The organism is Azospirillum sp. TSO5, assembly GCF_003116065.1.
Taxonomy (GTDB): domain Bacteria; phylum Pseudomonadota; class Alphaproteobacteria; order Azospirillales; family Azospirillaceae; genus Azospirillum.
The window spans coordinates 85266-102039 of the sequence record NZ_LGQY01000072.1 but is presented as its reverse complement, the minus strand read 5'-3'; the positions used below and the strand labels follow the sequence as shown (position 1 = coordinate 102039).

Below are 16774 nucleotides of genomic sequence, written 5' to 3'. Positions count from 1 at the left end.
TGTCATTCGTCATGCTTCGCAACATCGATCGAATCACAAGGGACTGAAATCACTCAATTCTTTTCGGGTCAGGCTCTTAGGTATAAATGATGACGACTCAAAAAATCCAAGACTGCGGAATTTACGAAAGTCATAGTACTTCAGGTGAGAAATTTCTTCCGGACACACATCGTTGAACTCTCCGTCTAAAAGAATTGGAATGATAAAAACGCTTTCCGGACGATGTATACGAGTTCCATCTGGATAAGTTTGCGAAAAATTAGAGCGCTGTTTCAAAATTGACTTGTAGCGCTTGATGATGAGGTCAAACTCAATATGCGATCTGCCTATTCTATTTTCTAAATTCTTTTTATATAAATGGCTTAGAAATAGCAATACAAAGCTGGATTCATTAATCTGATTTATGAAAGACGTTATGTCTCCGCCGACTGGAAGTTTTTCATCTAATAAGAAGTCAATTTCTGCTTTGCTTGAATTTTCAATTGACTGCACAAGATTATAGACAAACGGAATGTCTATTTCGCTCTTTCCGTAGGATACGTAAATTTTGATTTTACGAGGAGCCATTTTCTCTGCCATTGATAGTTGTCTTCATTATAAAATATGCTATATTAGAAAAGAAAGCGAGTCAAACTCAACTGATTGAATATGTCCGTATTGCGCTGCTGTCGCAAATGGCATTTCCAGAACTCGCTTTGAGGCTTCCATCTGCGGAAACCCGCGATGGCATTCTGTACCTTACTTGTTGCCTCTCTGGCGGCGATCGCCGACCGAATCGAGGGACGGCCGAATAGTCCCGAACATCCGCCCGATGCCCACTGCGAAGGGCGTTGAAGCCTTCACTGCTTCCGGCGTAAGGGTGTCCATTAGCACGCGTTTCGGGCGGCGGACGTGCGCGCCTCGAGCTTGCCCTTGTGCCGCCGTATGGGACATCGTGGTCGATGGTTGCTCATCGCGCGCTGAATGAGGCAGCGCATTGAATAGGGTGAAGCCTCTTTCCCAACCTCCCTTGACGCCGCCGGGGGGAGGCTTTCTTATTGGATCCCTTGTTTCTTTTCGGGGAACCGGTGAAGCGTGCGCTGGCTGATGGTCGATAGGAACTCCGTTCCCTTCATTTATGACGCGATGTGGACCCGGCGGATAAACCGCAAGGTGCTGTGCCGCCGGGGGAGTCCGTACGCGGCCACGGCGGGGCAAAGGGGGCGTGGAACAATGGAACACCTCCCGAAAACTGTTTCATCCTGTTCCAAACGTTCCATCCGCCGGCCTGCAAACCGGCGCCCCGCCGGATCAGCGGCCCTGACGATCACGTCAAAGAATTCCACCACACAGGCCGTCCGCTGATGCCCTCCACCCCTGTCCGCACCCCGGTCTGGCCCGGCAAGCCCCATCCGCTCGGCGCCACCTGGGACGGGTTCGGCGTCAATTTCGCGCTCTTCTCCGCCCATGCCGAGCGGGTGGAGCTTTGCCTGTTCGACAAGACCGGCCAGCGCGAGGTGGAACGCATCACCCTGCCGGAACACACCGACGAGGTCTGGCACGGCTACCTGCCCGACGCCCGCCCCGGCCTGCTCTACGGCTACCGCGTCCATGGGCCGTACGAGCCGGAGGAGGGGCACCGCTTTAACCCGAACAAGCTGCTGATCGACCCCTATGCCCGGGCGCTGTTCGGCGGCTTCAAATGGTCGGACGCCCATTACGGCTACCGGGTCGGCTCGACGCGCGAGGACTTATCCTTCGACCGGCGCGACAACGCCCGCGGCATGCCGAAATGCCGGGTGGTGGACGGCGCCTTCACCTGGGGCCATGACCGCCACCGCCGCGTTCCCTGGATCGACACGGTCCTCTACGAGACCCATGTCCGCGGCTTCACCATGCGCCATCCGGAGGTGCCGGCCCATCTGCGCGGCACCTTCTCCGGCATGTCGACCCAGACGGTCATAGAGTATCTGCGCGCCCTCGGCATCACCTCGGTGGAGTTCCTGCCGGTCCAGGCCATCGCCGACGAGCAGCATCTCGTCACCCGCGGCATGACCAACTACTGGGGCTACAACACCATCGGCTTCTTCGCGCCGGAGCCGCGCTACATGAACACCGGCGTCCTGTCGGAGTTCAAGACGATGGTCGCCCGCCTGCACGAGGCGGGGATCGAGGTCATCCTCGACGTCGTCTACAACCACACGGCCGAGGGCAACCATCTGGGGCCGACCCTGTCCTTCAAGGGCATCGACAATCTCAGCTATTACCGGCTGATGCCGGACAGCCCGCGCTACTACATCAACGACACCGGCACCGGGAACACGCTGGATTTCAGCCACCCGCGCGTCGTCCAGATGGTGATGGACAGCCTCCGCTACTGGGTGACGGAGATGCATGTCGACGGCTTCCGCTTCGACCTCGCCACCGTGTTGGCGCGCGAACCCTACGGCTACGACCCCGGCTCGGGCTTCCTCGACGCCGTGCGGCAGGACCCGGTGCTGGCCGACGTCAAGCTGATCGCCGAGCCGTGGGATGTCGGACCCGGCGGCTATCAGGTCGGAAATTTCCCGCCGGGCTGGGCGGAGTGGAACGACCGCTACCGCGACACCGTGCGCCGCTACTGGCGCGGCGACGACGGCATGCTGCCGGAGCTGGCCGGCCGCATCGCCGGCTCCGCCGACCTGTTCGAGAAGCGCGGACGCCGTCCCTGGGCCAGCGTGAACTTCATCACCGCCCATGACGGCTTCACCCTGCACGACCTCGTTTCCTACAACGACAAGCACAATTGGGCGAACGGCGAGGAGAACCGCGACGGCCATTCCTCCAACTGCTCCTGGAACCATGGGGTGGAGGGGCCGAGCGACGATCCGGCGGTGACCGAACTGCGGGCGCGGCAGAAGCGCAACATGCTGGCGACGCTGATGCTGTCGCAGGGCACGCCGATGATGCTGGCCGGCGACGAGCTGGACCACAGCCAGGACGGCAACAACAACGCCTACTGCCAGGACAACGACCTCACCTGGCTCGACTGGTCCAGGCGTGACGGGTCGCTGGTGTCCTTCGTCCGCCGGCTGATCGCGTTGCGCCGCGCCCATCCGGTTCTGCGCCGCCCCCTCTTCCTGCATGGGCGGGAGGTGGCGGCCAACGGGCTGAAGGACATCGTCTGGTACAACGCCCAAGGGGTGGAGAAGACGGCGGAGCATTGGCGCAACACCCAGGCGCGCTGCATCGTCCTGCTGCTGAACGGCCGCGCCGGCACCCATGTCGGCCCGGACGGGCAGCCGCTGTCCGACGGCGTCCTGCTGATCGTGCTGAACGCCCATGCCGACATCCTGACCGTGACCCTGCCCGACGTGCCGGGCGGCCGGGGCTGGCGCTGCGTGCTCGACACCCGCGTCGCCGACGGGGCGGGGGACGAGCGCATCCATCTGGCCGGGCGCTCGGCCCTGGTCGATGGGCGGACCGTCCTGGTCTTCACCCTGGTGGAGCAGCCGGGCATGTGAGGGGCGGGCATGAAACTGATGGCGCATCGCCCTGCGATCCTTTGCCCACTGTCCATCCCCCCGGCGGAGATGCTACCGCGACGGTCGGAGACAAAGCGTGTTACGCTGCGCCGCGCGTTCCCGTCACAGCGGCAGCGGAGCTTCGGGTAGGACGATGCCGGATTACGATTTCTCGCAGGTCGACGCCGCGATCATCGACAGCCAGCTCAACACCGCGCGCGTGTTCCGCGACGTGCTGATCCGGCTGGGCTTCCGCCGGGTGGAGCTGTTCGATTCGGTGAGGGCCGCCGCCGGGCTGCTGGCCGCGGCCATGCCCGATCTGGTGCTGGTCGATGCCGACGGCGAGGATTCGGAGGCCTTCCGCTTCATCCGCTCCCTGCGCAACGAACCGGCGGTGCCCAACCCCTTCGCCTGCGTCATCGTCACCACCTGGGCGCCGACCCCGGCGCTGCTGACCCGTGTCACCAATGCCGGCGGCGACGACCTGCTGATGAAGCCGGTGTCGCCCAAGCAGGTGCGCGAGCGCATCGTCAGCCTGATCGAGGCGCGCAAGGGCTTCGTCGTCACCGCCGACTACACCGGTCCCGACCGCCGCAAATCCCCGCGCGAGGGGGCGCAGGTGCCTGTGCTGGACGCGCCCAACACGCTGCGGCTGAAGGCGACCGGCCAATGGACCCAGTCCGGCGCCCGCATGCGGCTGAACGAAGCGATCGCCACCGTCACCACCCAGAAGCGGCTGCGCGCCAGCATCCAGGTCGCCTTCCTGATCGAATTCGCCCTGGTCGGTCTGGCGCGGCCGGTTCCGGACCGCATGTCCATCGACCATGTCGGCCGCATCGGCGGCTTCCTCGACGATCTGCTGCACCGGCTGGGCGACGACGGCGACCATGCCCCGGTGGAGGCGGTCGCCCGCGCCATCAAATCCCTCGCCGACAAGGTGCGGGCCGCCGCCGAAGCCGGTCCCGTCTCCGCCGACGACCGCGACCAGCTGCAGGCCCTGTCCCGCGCCCTGATGCAAGCCGTCGATCCCGACCGCCCGCTTGAGGCGATGACGCGCGAGGTCTCCGCCGCCGTCGACGGCTATCGCAGCCGGCTGGAGCAGATCGCCCAGGCCAAGGCCGCCGCTGCCGCGTCGGCGCCGGCGGCGTCATCCGCCGATGCGGCGGGCGAGGCCGCGAACGACTCCATCGCTTCCTCCGCTCCGCCGCCGGCCGCGGCCGGGCCGGCGAGCACCGCCCTGTCGGCCGGCTAATTGGGGCGTGCCGATGGCATAGGCCGCCGGGCGGCATTGACGCCACGAGCCGCGCCCCCAATCCCTAAGCCCCACCCTCTTTCCGTACAACCCGCGGGGACCCTGCATGAGTGATCTCGACCGGCTGGCCGATCTGCTTGGACTAGAACCCCACTATCACGACATCTGGGGCAACCGGCGGGAGACCTCCGCCGCCACCAAGCGGGCGCTGATCGCCGCCATGGGGTTGCAGGCCGCCACCGACGATCAGGTCGCCGACAGCCTGCGCACGGTCGAGCGCCGGTCCTGGAGTCGCCCGCTGCCGCCGGTGCTGGTGGTCGGGGAAGGGCAGGGGATCGATCTGGACGTCGCCCTGCCGGCCGGCCTGGACGATGCCACCCTGGCGTGGGATCTGACGCCGGAGGGCGGCACCGCCCAGGGTGGCCGCATCCCGGTCCGCGACCTGCCCGTCACCGACTGCGCCACCCTCGACGGCACGGCCTACGAGCGCCGCGCGCTGGGCGCCCTGCTGCCCGTATCGCTGCCCATCGGCTATCACCGGCTGGACCTGCATGTGGAGGCCGCCGGCGGGGCGGCGGGGCCGTCCGGCTCCACCACCCTGATCGTGGCGCCGGACCGCTGCGTGACGGTGGAGGAGATGGTGCCGGCCGGCCGCAGCTGGGGCATCGGCCTGCAGGTCTATTCGCTGCGCTCGGAGCATGACTGGGGCATGGGCGATTTCGGCGACCTCGCCGGCTTTGCCGAGATCGCCGGTCGACTGGGCGCCGGGCTGGTCGGCCTGAACCCGCTGCACGCTCTGTTTCCGGCCGATCCCAACCACATCGGTCCCTATTCCCCGTCCAGCCGCCAGTTCCTCAACATCCTCTACATCGACCCGGCCGCCATTCCCGAATTCGCCGGGGCCGACGATCTGCGCGCCCGGATCGAGGAACCCGCCTTTCAGACGGCGCTGGCCGCAGCCCGTCAGGCTGAACTGGTCGACTACCCCGCCGTCGCCGCGCTGAAGCTGCCGCTCCTGGAAGCTCTGCACGCCCGATTCCGCGCCCTTCCCGACGACCACCTGCGCAAGGCCGCCTATGCCGCCTTCCGGCAGGACATGGGCGCGGCACTGGACCGCCATGCCCTGTTCGATGCCCTGCACGAGCATTTCTTCCGTCAGGATTCTGCGCAGTGGATGTGGCGGAGCTGGCCGGCCGCCTTCCAGGATCCGCGGAGCGCCGAGGTTGCCGCCTTCGCCACCGAGCATGCCGACCGCGTCGATTTCTTCGCCTGGGCCCAGTTCGAGGCCGACCGCCAGTTGGGGGAGGCCGCTGCGCGCGGGCGGTCCGCCGGGCTTGCCATGGGCTTCTACCGCGACCTTGCCGTCGCCGCCCATCCCGGCGGTGGCTCCGCCTGGGCCGATCCGTCGATGCTGGTGCAGGGCGCCAATGTCGGGGCGCCGCCCGACCAGTTCAACATGAACGGCCAGAACTGGGGCCTCGCCCCGCTGTCGCCGCTGGGTCTGCGCGAATCCGCCTACCGCCCTTTCATCGAGCTTCTGCGCGCCAACATGCGCCATGCCGCCGCGCTCCGCATCGACCATGTGATGGCGCTGCAGCACCTGTTCTGGATTCCGGAGGACGGCAGCCCTGGCGCCTATGTCGCCTATCCCTTCCACGACCTGCTGCGCATCGTGGCGCTTGAGAGCCGCCGCAACCGCTGCGTCGTGATCGGCGAGGATCTGGGCACGGTGCCGGAGGGCTTCCGTCCGGCGCTGGAGCAGGCCGGCATCCTCAGCTACCGTGTGCTCTATTTCGAGCGCACCGCCGACGGCGGCTTCAAGCCCCCCGGCGACTATCCCGCCGGGTCGATGGCGACGGTCAGCACCCATGATCTGGCGCCTTTCAAGGGCTTCTGGACCGGCCGCGACCTGGACTGGCGCCGGCGCCTCGGCCTATATCCGGACGATGCCAGCCGCGACAAGGATATCTGGGACCGTGGAGTCGACCGCTGGCGCCTGCTGCAAGCGCTGTCGCGCGAGGGGCTGCGCCCGGACGGCTATCCCAGCGATGATGGCGACCAGCCTTTCCGCGTGGAACTGTCGGCCGCTGTTCACGCCTATCTGGCGCGCACTCCGTCCCGCATCGTGATGGTGCAGATCGAGGACGCGCTGGCCGACGACGAGCAGCCCAACCTGCCCGGCACGGTGGACCAGCACCCCAACTGGCGCCGCCGCCTTCCACGCAAGCTGGAGGAGCTGGAGTCCGACGACGACCTCCGCCACATCATCGCCCCGATCGCCGCCATCGCCCGACGCTGACCGCCGTCCGCCGCCGCCGGCCAGAGGGAAACCCGGGCCGGTGGCGGCTGTTGGAAAAAAATGCATGCGAAGCGAAAAAAGCTCTTCACAGCCCGGCACATGGTCGCTATAAACCCGCCCACACCACGGGGCACGGCAAACGAGCCGCCCCGGTGACGGTCTGGGGGATCGTCTAGCGGTAGGACAGCGGACTCTGACTCCGCCAGCCTAGGTTCGAATCCTAGTCCCCCAACCAACTCCCAGTTGTTTCCCTTGTAAATCAAGCACTTAGGGACGACTGCTCCGGGACCTTCCCGGTGAGTCCCCCAACTGTGCCAGCGGCCTGTGCCCTCACGCGCGCGCGGCGCTCCTCAAGACGGAGCCGCCAATGCCGCTTGCCCCTCACCTCTACCGCCGCGGTTCCGTCTATTGGTGGCGCCGGATCCTACCGGCATGCGGGGGCACCGCCGGTGAGGACGGCACTCTCAAAAATTTTTCGGAAAAATGCGCCGATCGAGAGATACGTCTCTCCTTGCGGACAAATATGGCCGACCTCGCACGGCAGCGAGGGCGGCGTCTCAGCGTCGTCGTCGATGCCGTGCTCAGGCTCCTGGGCGAGGTCATGCAGGCCGGCACCATCGACACCAGCGCGCTCCGCGCCCTCCTCCAACCGATCCTGCTTGGCGAGCTGGAACGGGCGGAGGTGGCGCGTGCCCTAGGCGGAGAGCGGGGGCCGGAGGAGATCGCCCAGCGGGTCCAGGCCGAGCTGGACGCGGTCGCCGCCATCGAGGACGCCGTCCGGCACAACCGGCTCGATGCCGCCCGCGCGGTGCTCGAGCGCGCCGTCACCGTCGGCCTGCCGGTGCCGGCGGCCGAGACGGCCGAGCACAGCTACCTCGCGCGGCTGGTGCTGCGCGGGCTTCCCCGCATCCATCGCATCAACGCCGTTCGCGAGCAGATCCCCTACGACGACGACCTCGAGGAACTCCTGCCGCCCTTGCCGGCCGGCCTTGCAACGACCGGCATGCCGTCGGGCAATCCAGCTTCCGCAGCGGAGGTTCGCCCCGCCATGGTTGTCACGCCGACGCCTCCGTTGCCAGCCACCATGCCTGCGCAGACGGCGATGCAATCCGTTTCGGTCGCCGTCCCCGCGGCATCGGTGGGCATCGTTGAACCCGGCACCGGACCGGTGCCTGATCGGCAGGAGGCGACACCCTCCCTGCATCTCCAGCAGCCCTATCCCGCCGCCGTCGCGTCGGCGCACGTCCTCGTCACGGCTCGTCCTGCCACGGAGCCGGCGAATTTGCTCGGACCCTCGGCCTCGATCGTCGAGCCGGCCGCCGATGCGGCGGAGACGGTCTCACACCGGCAGACACCCAAGGCCAGCCCGGCGGCGGACTGGACGATCGAGCAGGCTATGGCCGAATGGGTCCGCCACCGTCAGCGTGGTTCGAATGCGGTCAAGTCCGCCTCCTTGTGCAAGGAGGAAGAGCGGAATTACCGCGTCGCCGCAGAACTCTTCGCCAGTCTTGTCGGGGACCGCCGTGTCGTCGACCTCACGGAGGAGGACCTGTTGCGGTTCAGGGATGAGCTGCACCGGGTCCCCAAACTGCTCGGCCGCGGCGTTTTTCGCAACCTGTCCGGTGCCGACGCCGCCGCCAAGGCGGACGCGATCACTGCTTCCCAGCAGGCGGCGGTCATGGCGCGTGTGGAGAGCGGACAGATCGACCGACACAATATGGCCCATGAGAAGCGTGATGCCGAGGTGCCGCGCCTGGCCATGAAGACCGTCAACAAGCATCTCGACAAAATCAAGGGCCTGCTCCGCTGGCTCAAGGAGACGATGAAGATGAAGATCAACCGCGACCTGCTCGATCTCAAGATCCGCTACAACAAGAAGGACATCGGACGCGCCGCGAATGCCGATCGGGAGGCCCTCTCGAACGCCGAGGTCCGCAAGCTGTTCGCCAGCGCATGCTGGACCGGCTGCGCCAGGGTGGACTACCGTCATCGGTCCGGCCCCCTCATGGTGAAGGACGGCAAGTTCTGGATTCCGCTGCTTGCGGCGCTCGAGGGATTGCGGCTCGGCGAGGCGGCGCAGCTGCTGACTGGCGATATCCATTTGCGCTGCTTCGATGAGGAGGACTTCATCGACTGGGGCGTGGATCTCGACGATCCGTCGGGACCATGGGCCCGCCTGCGGGCGTTCTCGCCCAAGGATGAGGACGGTGTTCCCATCGTCGGCATCTGGTGCATCGACGTGGCTCCCGAGGACGGCAAGAGCGTGAAGACCACCACCTCGAAGCGCATCGTACCGATTCATCCGTTGCTGCTCGAACTCGGTTTTCTCGACTACGTCGATGCACAGAAGCGCGCCGGCAAGCGGGATCTCTTTCCCGGCCTCAAGCCGGAAAAGGCGAACCGCGCCGGTGAGAACCTCGGGGAATGGTTCAGCCGCTACCTCGAGTACATCGGGATGAAGCGGGATCGTGTGTCGTTCCATTCGCTGCGCCACAGCTTCGACACGCACCTGCTCAACCGCGAGATTCCGGATGTCCGGGTGAGCGAGCTGATGGGGCATGCGCAGCAGGGGCAGACCAGGAACCGCTACTACAAGGGCGCAAGGCTGGCGAAGCTGACCGAGGCGATCGCCTCGATCGACTACCGCCTCCCCACGGCTATGGTCAACGGACAGTTGTGCCTGACCAGCTAGCATCCAAGCGCATGGTGCAGCGCTCGGGAACGGTCAGAGAGGCTCCGCAGGGCACCGCACAGCAGAGCAAAGCATCCCTGACCGTTCAAACAAGCTGCTGTGCTACGGTGGCTCAACTGAGAGAAAGCGCTATCCGCCAGTCCGTTGGCGCTCCGACCCCGTTCTAAATCTCAGACCATCGTTGTGTCTGACCGAGAAGGGGCCTTCCGATGTACGGTCTATGACGCGGACGGCGGCTGCGGCCGGCTGATAGACGCGGTCGAGCCAACCCTCATGGGCTTCGCGCGCGTCCGGGTGGTTGCGGCCGATCTCACGGGTCAGGAATGACTGCACCGTTTCCGAACTCCTGCCGGCGCCTCTTTCAGACAACCACTTCCGGGTGGCGGCGAGAAGAGCCCGCCATGTCTGGTCCAGCCGACGCCGAAGGGCATCAGTGTCATGACCCGGGAGCCGGCGAGAGTTCCACCAGTCCATCAGGGAGCCGGCGTAGGACCTGAGGACGGTCACGATGCTGTCGTCGGGAGCGGGAGACGGGATGTGCGCGGACGTCGTCGTCGCCGTCGACGTGGTATGGCTCGGGGTCTGCGCCGTCAGGTCGTTGATCAATCGGGTGGTCAGCTTGGTGTTGTGCGCAGCGCGCCGGCGAGCCTCCTCCATCTGCGAGACGGACGGCCGTTCCGAAGGCTGTCGGGAGCCGTAGTCCTCGCGCTCCAGCCGGTCTGGCACCGGCGGTAGGGATGACCGGCGCTGATCACGGCTCAAGGGCCGGAGCCGGTCCACTTGGCTGGCGGCCGGCCCGTCGATCGGCATCGGCGGCTTGGTGTGCGTCCGGTTCCCGCTCCGGTCGACAGCCACGGCGGGAACGCTCCGTTCGGGTTCCTTCCGCCGATCGGCAATCGGAGATCGTTGAGTGGGCGTCTGCGATGGGCTCTCTGCGCTGGCTGCTTCCTCTTGGGCCTTTGCCTTCCTGCGTCGCAGGGGCGCCGCCCTGACATGATCGATGCCCGATGGAACGTCGGCGCTCGAAGCGGTTCCGGACCGCACATCCGGCGTGGCAGGTGGAACGACGACCGTTCCCGCCGCTGTCGGCAACGGGGAGGAAGCCGTGATGGGCCGGACGGGTTCCGCCGACGGGCCTTCCGCCTCCCCCTTCTCGACGTCTTCGGTGCCGTGGACATCGGCGGCGGAGCTTGCTGCCGGAATCACCGCGTCGGCTCCCAGCCGGCAGATGACGGGGATCGGCAAGGCCGGTGCCGATATCACGGGGATCTCGTCGTCGAATTCGCTTGCCCAGTACGCCTCGGCCTCATCCTCCAGCGTCGGCGCCGGCGCGGCCGAGACCTTGGGTTCGGCCGGCGGGACTGCCGGCGCGCCAACGAACAGGTCGGCTTTGTCCGAGCGTAGCCCCTTATCCTGCTGATCGGCTCCTCCATGCCGGCTGCTGCGAAGCTCCTCGACACTCGGAAGCGTATCGATGACGCCCTCAAGGTCCCGACGCACCCGCGCCGCTGTCCAGGCACCCCGTTCGCCGGTCGTCAGCAGGCGATTGAGCGCCCATGCCTTGCCGCTGGCGTCGACGGCGATCACCGTGTCGCGCCGGTCGCCCCGGGCGAGGGTGAAGCCGGCCTCGGCCAGGGCGGCACGGCGCGCGTGCGGACCATCGGCGGAGTGCCATGCCGCGGCGACGATCTTAGCGGCGGCGGCCTTGCTGCAGCCGGAACGGCTTTCCTGCTGTGCTTCGCTCTCCGATCGCGCGGCCCTCGGACGCCGCCCCGCGGTCAAGCTCCTCAGCTGTTCGGCCTCTTCGCTGTAGCCGTTCTGCTCGAGATAGTTCACAACCGCCCGATTATGGGCGCCCCGTGTCAGGGGATGCGCGAAGCTCAATTCGCAGAGCCGGGCGATGACCTCGTTCACGCGGTGTGTGAAGGCGAGATGAACGGCCCGACCGTCTGTCCGGACGCGCAGGTAAACGCGATGCCGGTGGCTGGGCCGGCCGGTTTCACCGGGCTTGCCGTGCTCTACCTCAATGTAGGGCTGTCCATGGAGGCAGTGCTGCCACTCATAGATCCTCCAGGCCTCGGCCCACTGCTCCCTCGACAAGGGCTGGGAGGGTGAGATGGCGGCATGAACGAGAAAGTCGCGCGCTCTTGAACCGGAGAGTCTCCATTGCGCCTCGAACTGGCGGAGAGCGAGGCGGACATCCAACGCGACAATGTCGCGCCCGCCGACGATCTCCACAGATTCGTTGGTGTCGGCGCGGGTCAGGTGAGCGGCGAGCCAAGCGGCACCATCGCGCTGAGATGTCTTGACGATCATGGCGTCCGCTTCCCCAGCGTGGCGGCGATGATCCGTTCGGCCAGTTCCAGAATGGTCTTCTCGGCCTTGGCGTAGCCGGCCATGGCCGGCTTGACGGCGCCGGCGTTGCCGCGGGCGGCCAATTGATTGAGGAGCGTGCGGATGTGCCGCAAGTCGCTCTGAAGCGCGCCGAGGAGCGGAAGCGCGGCCTGAAGTTCCGGTGGCGCCACGATTGTCCGTGGGCGACGGACCTTCGGGATGGCATGCCCGGCGGCGGAGAGGACGGCGGCACGCGCATACTGCGCCGCCGACATCCCACGTTCCTCACCGGCGCGCCGAAGCGTGTCGAACTCGCTCGGCTTCACGCGGTAGGTGACGATGCAGGAAAGGGCGCGCTTTTCGCCACCGCTGCCGATGCTTCCGGGGCGTCGGGTCGTTCTCGGCATCGTGACCTCCTGGGCAGGGTCCGGAGAGGCAAGCCTCTCCGGCGGGCGGGTCCATGGGAGGGCGTCCCTCCCTGGCGGGGTCCACGGGGCGGAGCCCCTGGCCGGCCCTGCGCGTGTTGGAGCCCCTTGGGGGCGTAAACCGCGCACGGCTGGCCGTCGGCCCCAAGGGGGCCAGGACGACTGCGGAGATGGCAGCGGACGACGGCGGCGCAACGGGGTGAGCTGCGGTGAGAGGAGAGAAAGAACGGCGACGGCGGTCGCCGCCGTTCAGCGCGTCAGGTGGTGGGGGCCGGCGACATCGGCGGGATGGGCGATTCCCCGTCAATCGAGGGCGGTGCAGCCAGCATCAGGTCAGCGAAGGGCAACGGCTGATCCGCGGATGTCGTCTCTTCAATCGCCGGCGGGGTATCGACGTCTTTCACCGTGTGGCCGGCGCCCGTCACCTTACCGGCGGTGTGTTTCGGCGAACGAGCGCCATTCCGAGATGGCGCCGACGCCTTCGGCACGGCGGTGTGGGCCGGTCCGGTCAGACGGTCGACGACCTGCTCCAGTGCCTTGGCCCGCCCGATGGCCTCGGCGCCGGCAGCGGCGGCGGCCGACAGCTCAGCGATGCGGGTCTCGGAGGCTTGCACGGCGGCCTCCAATGGGGGAACGCGGGCGGCGACCCTGGTCAATTCCTCGCATTTGCGCTCGGCCCGGCCGGCAGCTTCCCGCAATTCCTCGATACGGGCGTCAGACGTTCTGAGATCGGCTTTCGACCGCTCGAGGTCGGCCTCCAGCGAGGGAACGCGTGCGGCGACCTTGCTCAGCTCCTCGTGTTGACGTTCGGCTCGGCCGGCGGCCTCCCGCAGTTCCTCGATGCGGCCCTCAGCCGTCCGAACCTCGGCCATCCGCTGCTCGAGGTCGGTCTCCAACGCGGGAACGCGCGCCGCCGCTACCGTCAATTCGCGAATGCGATCGAGGGCGCGGTCGGCAATGGCGCGCAGGTCATCGAGGTCGTCGGAGATTTCGAGATCGACGGTTGCCAGCAGGGTGGCGATGATCTCCTGCAGTGCCTCGACCTCGTCGGCCGCAATGCTGAAGTCTGCTTCGGCCTGTTGCCGGCTCTCCTCGCAGGCCTGCCACAGCGCCTCGGCTTCGGCTCGCGCAGCGGCGACGGCGGCGCCTCGAGCCGCAGCTCCGGCTTCGAAAAGCTGCTGAGCCCGCTCCCTCTCGGCGGCGATCGTCGTGGTCAGGATGCTGGCGAAGGTCCGGGTCAGCCCGTCCACGGCCTCCCGCCACTCGACCGGCAGTTCGACCGGCGCCTCTTCCGAGGGCGGCGCCGACGACGGCGTGGGCGGTGTTGCCGGCGGCGGCGAGGCGGCGGCGATCTCGCGCAGGTGGCGGCAGACCGTCGTCTTTGAGCCGCGGATCAGCTCCACAATCTTATCGGCTGAGGGCTCGATCCCTTGATTGCGGAGCGTGTTATAGGCGGCCTGCACCGTCGCACGCGTGGCTTTTGTGGCAGACATGTGATCACCTCCTGGGTTGGTGGCATCGGAGATAGGGGCACCAGAAGGACGATCCACACGACGGAGGAACCGGTACGGTACGGCCTGGAACGGTACAGGCCGGTATGGTCCGGTATGGTCCGGTATGATCTCGACTCGGTATGGTACGGCGCCCTCTCCCAGGCCATATCGAATCGTCCTGCCCTAGCGTCCTCCGCGACGGGAGGCGCCAGGGCAGATTGTCACGCTGTTTCTGGTCTCGGCCGAGGTCGTCAGGGGGCGTAGGGGGTCTCGACGCGCGAGAACGGCAGAGAGCGGCAGATGCCCCGCAGCGCCTGTAGGGTTGGACGCTCGAGCTCGAGGCGCAGGCGGTCGAGCTGCGCGTCGGGTACGGCGACGACGAGTCCTCCATTCGGCGCCCCGGCAGCCGCCAGAACGTCGTTGAGGCGGACCAGAGCCTTGGTGGCCTTGCCGGCGTCGGTCTCGATCTCGTAGAGCCGGTGGAGCCGGCCGCCGCGCAGCACGACGACGTCGACCTGGGCGAGGCTCCGTTCGGCGGCGGCCTGGCCGAGCGCCGGCAGGGTCAGCGTCAGCCGGCTTCGCAGTTCGGGGTGCCGGCCACGGTCACCGGGCGGCAGATAGACGGCGTCGCCGAGCAGGAGGTGAACGTTGGCCAGCAGCCCCTGGAGGCGCTCGTGCCGCGAGAGCGGGCGGGGGAGCCCGGCGACCGTTGCCGGAACTCCGGCCCGCGGCAGCGCGACTGCACGAATGAGGGATCCGGGCTGCACCTCGATGTCGGGATAGGGCCGCTTCCGGGCCTGGGTCAGCAGCTTGGCGCGCAGCTCGTTGGCGATCTGCGCCGTCGCCTTGCCGGCCCGGTGCGAGCCGGAGGAGGCGGCCAGCAGTTCGGCGAGGCGGTCGGCGTGGAGCCAGCTGCCGAGGAGGTGCCGATGGCGCAACACCGTCAGGGCGTCATTGGCGAGGGAGCCCGGTCGATGGCGGACAGGGGCGGGCCTGGTGGGATCGGCGATGGCGGAATCCAGCAGGTCGGGATGAAGCATGGCAATCTCCTGCCCCATGATCTGCCGGCCGGCAGGATGCCGGCGGCGGGGCAAGACGGGCGGAATGACCGGCCGGTGCCGCTGTTCTGCCGGATCGCCCCCATGGATCGCCACCCCGCCGAGCGGCGGCGGTGCGTCCCAAGGCGGTGCAAGCGGATCGGGAAGTGAATGTGCATTTTTCGGAAACCGTTCCGCCGGCACGATCCCATATGAGTGTCAGACCCTGCTCTTGACCGCGCCGATCCACGGATCGGACGCCGTCGTCATGACAGGAGGTCCTCCATGCGCGTTGTCTACATCCACTCCACGTCCGTTTCCCCTGCGGCCGATCTGCTCGACGGGCACGCCGCTGCGATCGCCGGCGCCCGCGTTTTGCGGGATACCAGCGCCGCACAGGCTGGCCGCGACACCCTGCTGACGCTCCTCGCCGACGGTGACGAACTTCTCGTTCCGGACCTCGAGCATCTCGGCGCCACCAGCAGCATGATCCTGGCCTCGTTGCGCCGCGCCGTTGAGGCCGGCGCCCGTGTCACCCTGTTGCAGGTCGGCATCGACGGCGCCAGCATCCTGCGGGCCGCCGCTCTCCTCGAGGCCCTGCCGGACGCCGATGGGCCGTCGCCACGCCGGGACAGCCGCCCTTACCGCCGCGCGACGCCCGAACGCATCGCCGAGATCCTCGCCCTGTCGGCGAGCGGCATGCCGATCCGGGTGATCGCAGAGAATGTCGGGCTATCGTCCGGCACGGTCATGCGTGTCCGCCGCATCCATCGGGTTCTTCCCCACTCGTCCTGGCCTTCCGACTGCCTGGGCAGCGCCGACTGAGTCCCACCGTCAAGAGCGAGACCCGATCCATGCAGCCCAACCGTCACATCCTCATTCACCTCGACGGCCGCCGCCCGACACGAACGGTCGCCGTGTCCTCTGCGCGTTGCGTCGTGATGATCCACCGCTACACGCCCGACGGATTCTACGATTCCAGCGAGGTGATCGACCGGCTGCCGACTCCGGCAGAAGCGCGTGAGGCGCTGTGCCTGGCGCACCTGAGTGACCGCTTCGCCGGATTGTCACAAGGCGATCGGGCGGACATCATCCGGAGGCTCGCCCTCATCGCGGTGGGAGATGCACCGCCGGGTGAGCATCGCACCCGGTAAGGCTGCCGGCCTGGCGGGATCGCTGATGCCGTGCAGCCGGTCGGTTGGGGACGGATTTCGAGATCGACGCCCGTCCCCATGGTCTTTCTCAGTCCCGGGCGGTTCCGCGTTGTTTCTGCCCTCATGCCCAAGGTCTGTATCGACGGCGGCTTCGGCTTTCGAACAGAACCTGGTCTCAACCCTTCGCCATAGCGTCGCCGGTCATGGTCAGGGCGCCACCCCGGCGGTCGCCCCTTCAGGGTGACGAGCCGGCACTCACCGGGCGCGTCGGCACCGCACGCCCCGGCCCGTCGCCGGAGGAACGTCGGCCTTGCCGATGGCGGGAAATTCCCCGTGTCGGTTGGCGTCGGTAATGCCGGCGAGCAGATCGTCCAGCCTGTACGATGGGGGCATGCTCGAGGGTACAGCGACCGCACCATAGGCCCGCAGGCCCGGACCGCGCCGGTTCGGCGCGGTGCCGGTGAAGGCGATGCCCGGCAGCTACGCCAGCATCGCCGTCACGCGCCTGACCTCCTCAGGATTGTCCCCCATCAACCGGATCTGCACAGCTTTGCCCATCGTTCATTCCTTTCCCGTAGAAGTTCCACCTGCTGGTGTGCGGTCAGC

The 16774-nt window shown here is 67.0% G+C and carries 11 protein-coding genes and 1 tRNA gene; 7 read left to right on the top strand and 5 right to left on the bottom strand.

Features of this window, described 5'->3' with window-relative positions:
• Positions 1–33 precede the first annotated feature (33 nt).
• Positions 34–579, bottom strand: coding sequence for a TIR domain-containing protein (locus tag TSO5_RS32315; RefSeq protein ID WP_146203809.1), 546 nt, complete (start codon positions 577–579; stop codon positions 34–36).
• A gap of 764 nt (positions 580–1343) precedes the next feature.
• Between TSO5_RS32315 and glgX the strand changes: the two genes are divergently transcribed.
• From glgX to TSO5_RS19015, 5 genes are all read left to right on the top strand, one after another.
• Complete coding sequence (gene glgX, locus TSO5_RS19035) at positions 1344–3482, top strand: glycogen debranching protein GlgX (RefSeq protein ID WP_109153023.1); 2139 nt, start codon at positions 1344–1346, stop codon at positions 3480–3482.
• 154 nt (positions 3483–3636) lie between these two features.
• Positions 3637–4734, top strand: a complete 1098-nt coding sequence (locus tag TSO5_RS19030) for a response regulator (RefSeq protein WP_109153022.1) — start codon at positions 3637–3639, stop codon at positions 4732–4734.
• Between the two features lie 106 nt (positions 4735–4840).
• On the top strand, positions 4841–7033 hold the full coding sequence (malQ, locus tag TSO5_RS19025; protein WP_109153021.1) for a 4-alpha-glucanotransferase: 2193 nt from the start codon (positions 4841–4843) through the stop codon (positions 7031–7033).
• Between the two features lie 161 nt (positions 7034–7194).
• A tRNA-Gln gene (locus tag TSO5_RS19020) sits at positions 7195–7268 on the top strand.
• Between the two features lie 288 nt (positions 7269–7556).
• Entirely contained in the window at positions 7557–9725 is a 2169-nt protein-coding gene (locus tag TSO5_RS19015) for a site-specific integrase (protein WP_109153020.1), read from the top strand.
• A gap of 129 nt (positions 9726–9854) precedes the next feature.
• On the opposite strand, the gene TSO5_RS19010 is transcribed toward TSO5_RS19015, so the two are convergent.
• From TSO5_RS19010 to TSO5_RS18995, 4 genes are all read right to left on the bottom strand, one after another.
• Entirely contained in the window at positions 9855–12041 is a 2187-nt protein-coding gene (locus TSO5_RS19010; RefSeq protein ID WP_109153019.1) for a hypothetical protein, read from the bottom strand.
• On the bottom strand, positions 12038–12466 hold the full coding sequence (locus tag TSO5_RS19005; protein ID WP_109153018.1) for a hypothetical protein: 429 nt from the start codon (positions 12464–12466) through the stop codon (positions 12038–12040). The genes TSO5_RS19010 and TSO5_RS19005 overlap by 4 nt, the downstream gene beginning before the upstream one ends.
• Before the next feature lie 275 nt (positions 12467–12741).
• Positions 12742–13977: a DNA-binding protein gene (locus TSO5_RS19000; protein ID WP_109153017.1), complete on the bottom strand. Its 1236-nt coding sequence runs from the start codon at positions 13975–13977 to the stop codon at positions 12742–12744.
• Positions 13978–14228: 251 nt separating this feature from the next.
• On the bottom strand, positions 14229–15035 hold the full coding sequence (locus TSO5_RS18995; RefSeq protein ID WP_158282453.1) for a hypothetical protein: 807 nt from the start codon (positions 15033–15035) through the stop codon (positions 14229–14231).
• Between the two features lie 264 nt (positions 15036–15299).
• Here TSO5_RS18995 and TSO5_RS18990 point away from each other — a divergent pair, with 264 nt between their 5' ends.
• Positions 15300–15839: a hypothetical protein gene (locus TSO5_RS18990; RefSeq protein ID WP_109153015.1), complete on the top strand. Its 540-nt coding sequence runs from the start codon at positions 15300–15302 to the stop codon at positions 15837–15839.
• Positions 15840–15868: 29 nt separating this feature from the next.
• Positions 15869–16168 carry a hypothetical protein gene (locus TSO5_RS18985; protein WP_109153014.1) on the top strand — a complete coding sequence of 100 codons (300 nt, stop codon included), beginning with the start codon at positions 15869–15871 and terminating at the stop codon, positions 16166–16168.
• Positions 16169–16774 lie beyond the last annotated feature (606 nt).

Coding starts and splice junctions, on each gene's coding strand:
- TSO5_RS32315 (WP_146203809.1), bottom strand. CDS start 579: ATGGCAGAGAAAATGGCTCCTCGTAAAATCAAAATTTACGTATCCTAC.
- glgX (WP_109153023.1), top strand. CDS start 1,344: ATGCCCTCCACCCCTGTCCGCACCCCGGTCTGGCCCGGCAAGCCCCAT.
- TSO5_RS19030 (WP_109153022.1), top strand. CDS start 3,637: ATGCCGGATTACGATTTCTCGCAGGTCGACGCCGCGATCATCGACAGC.
- malQ (WP_109153021.1), top strand. CDS start 4,841: ATGAGTGATCTCGACCGGCTGGCCGATCTGCTTGGACTAGAACCCCAC.
- TSO5_RS19015 (WP_109153020.1), top strand. CDS start 7,557: ATGGCCGACCTCGCACGGCAGCGAGGGCGGCGTCTCAGCGTCGTCGTC.
- TSO5_RS19010 (WP_109153019.1), bottom strand. CDS start 12,041: ATGATCGTCAAGACATCTCAGCGCGATGGTGCCGCTTGGCTCGCCGCT.
- TSO5_RS19005 (WP_109153018.1), bottom strand. CDS start 12,466: ATGCCGAGAACGACCCGACGCCCCGGAAGCATCGGCAGCGGTGGCGAA.
- TSO5_RS19000 (WP_109153017.1), bottom strand. CDS start 13,977: ATGTCTGCCACAAAAGCCACGCGTGCGACGGTGCAGGCCGCCTATAAC.
- TSO5_RS18995 (WP_158282453.1), bottom strand. CDS start 15,035: ATGGGGCAGGAGATTGCCATGCTTCATCCCGACCTGCTGGATTCCGCC.
- TSO5_RS18990 (WP_109153015.1), top strand. CDS start 15,300: ATGCGCGTTGTCTACATCCACTCCACGTCCGTTTCCCCTGCGGCCGAT.
- TSO5_RS18985 (WP_109153014.1), top strand. CDS start 15,869: ATGCAGCCCAACCGTCACATCCTCATTCACCTCGACGGCCGCCGCCCG.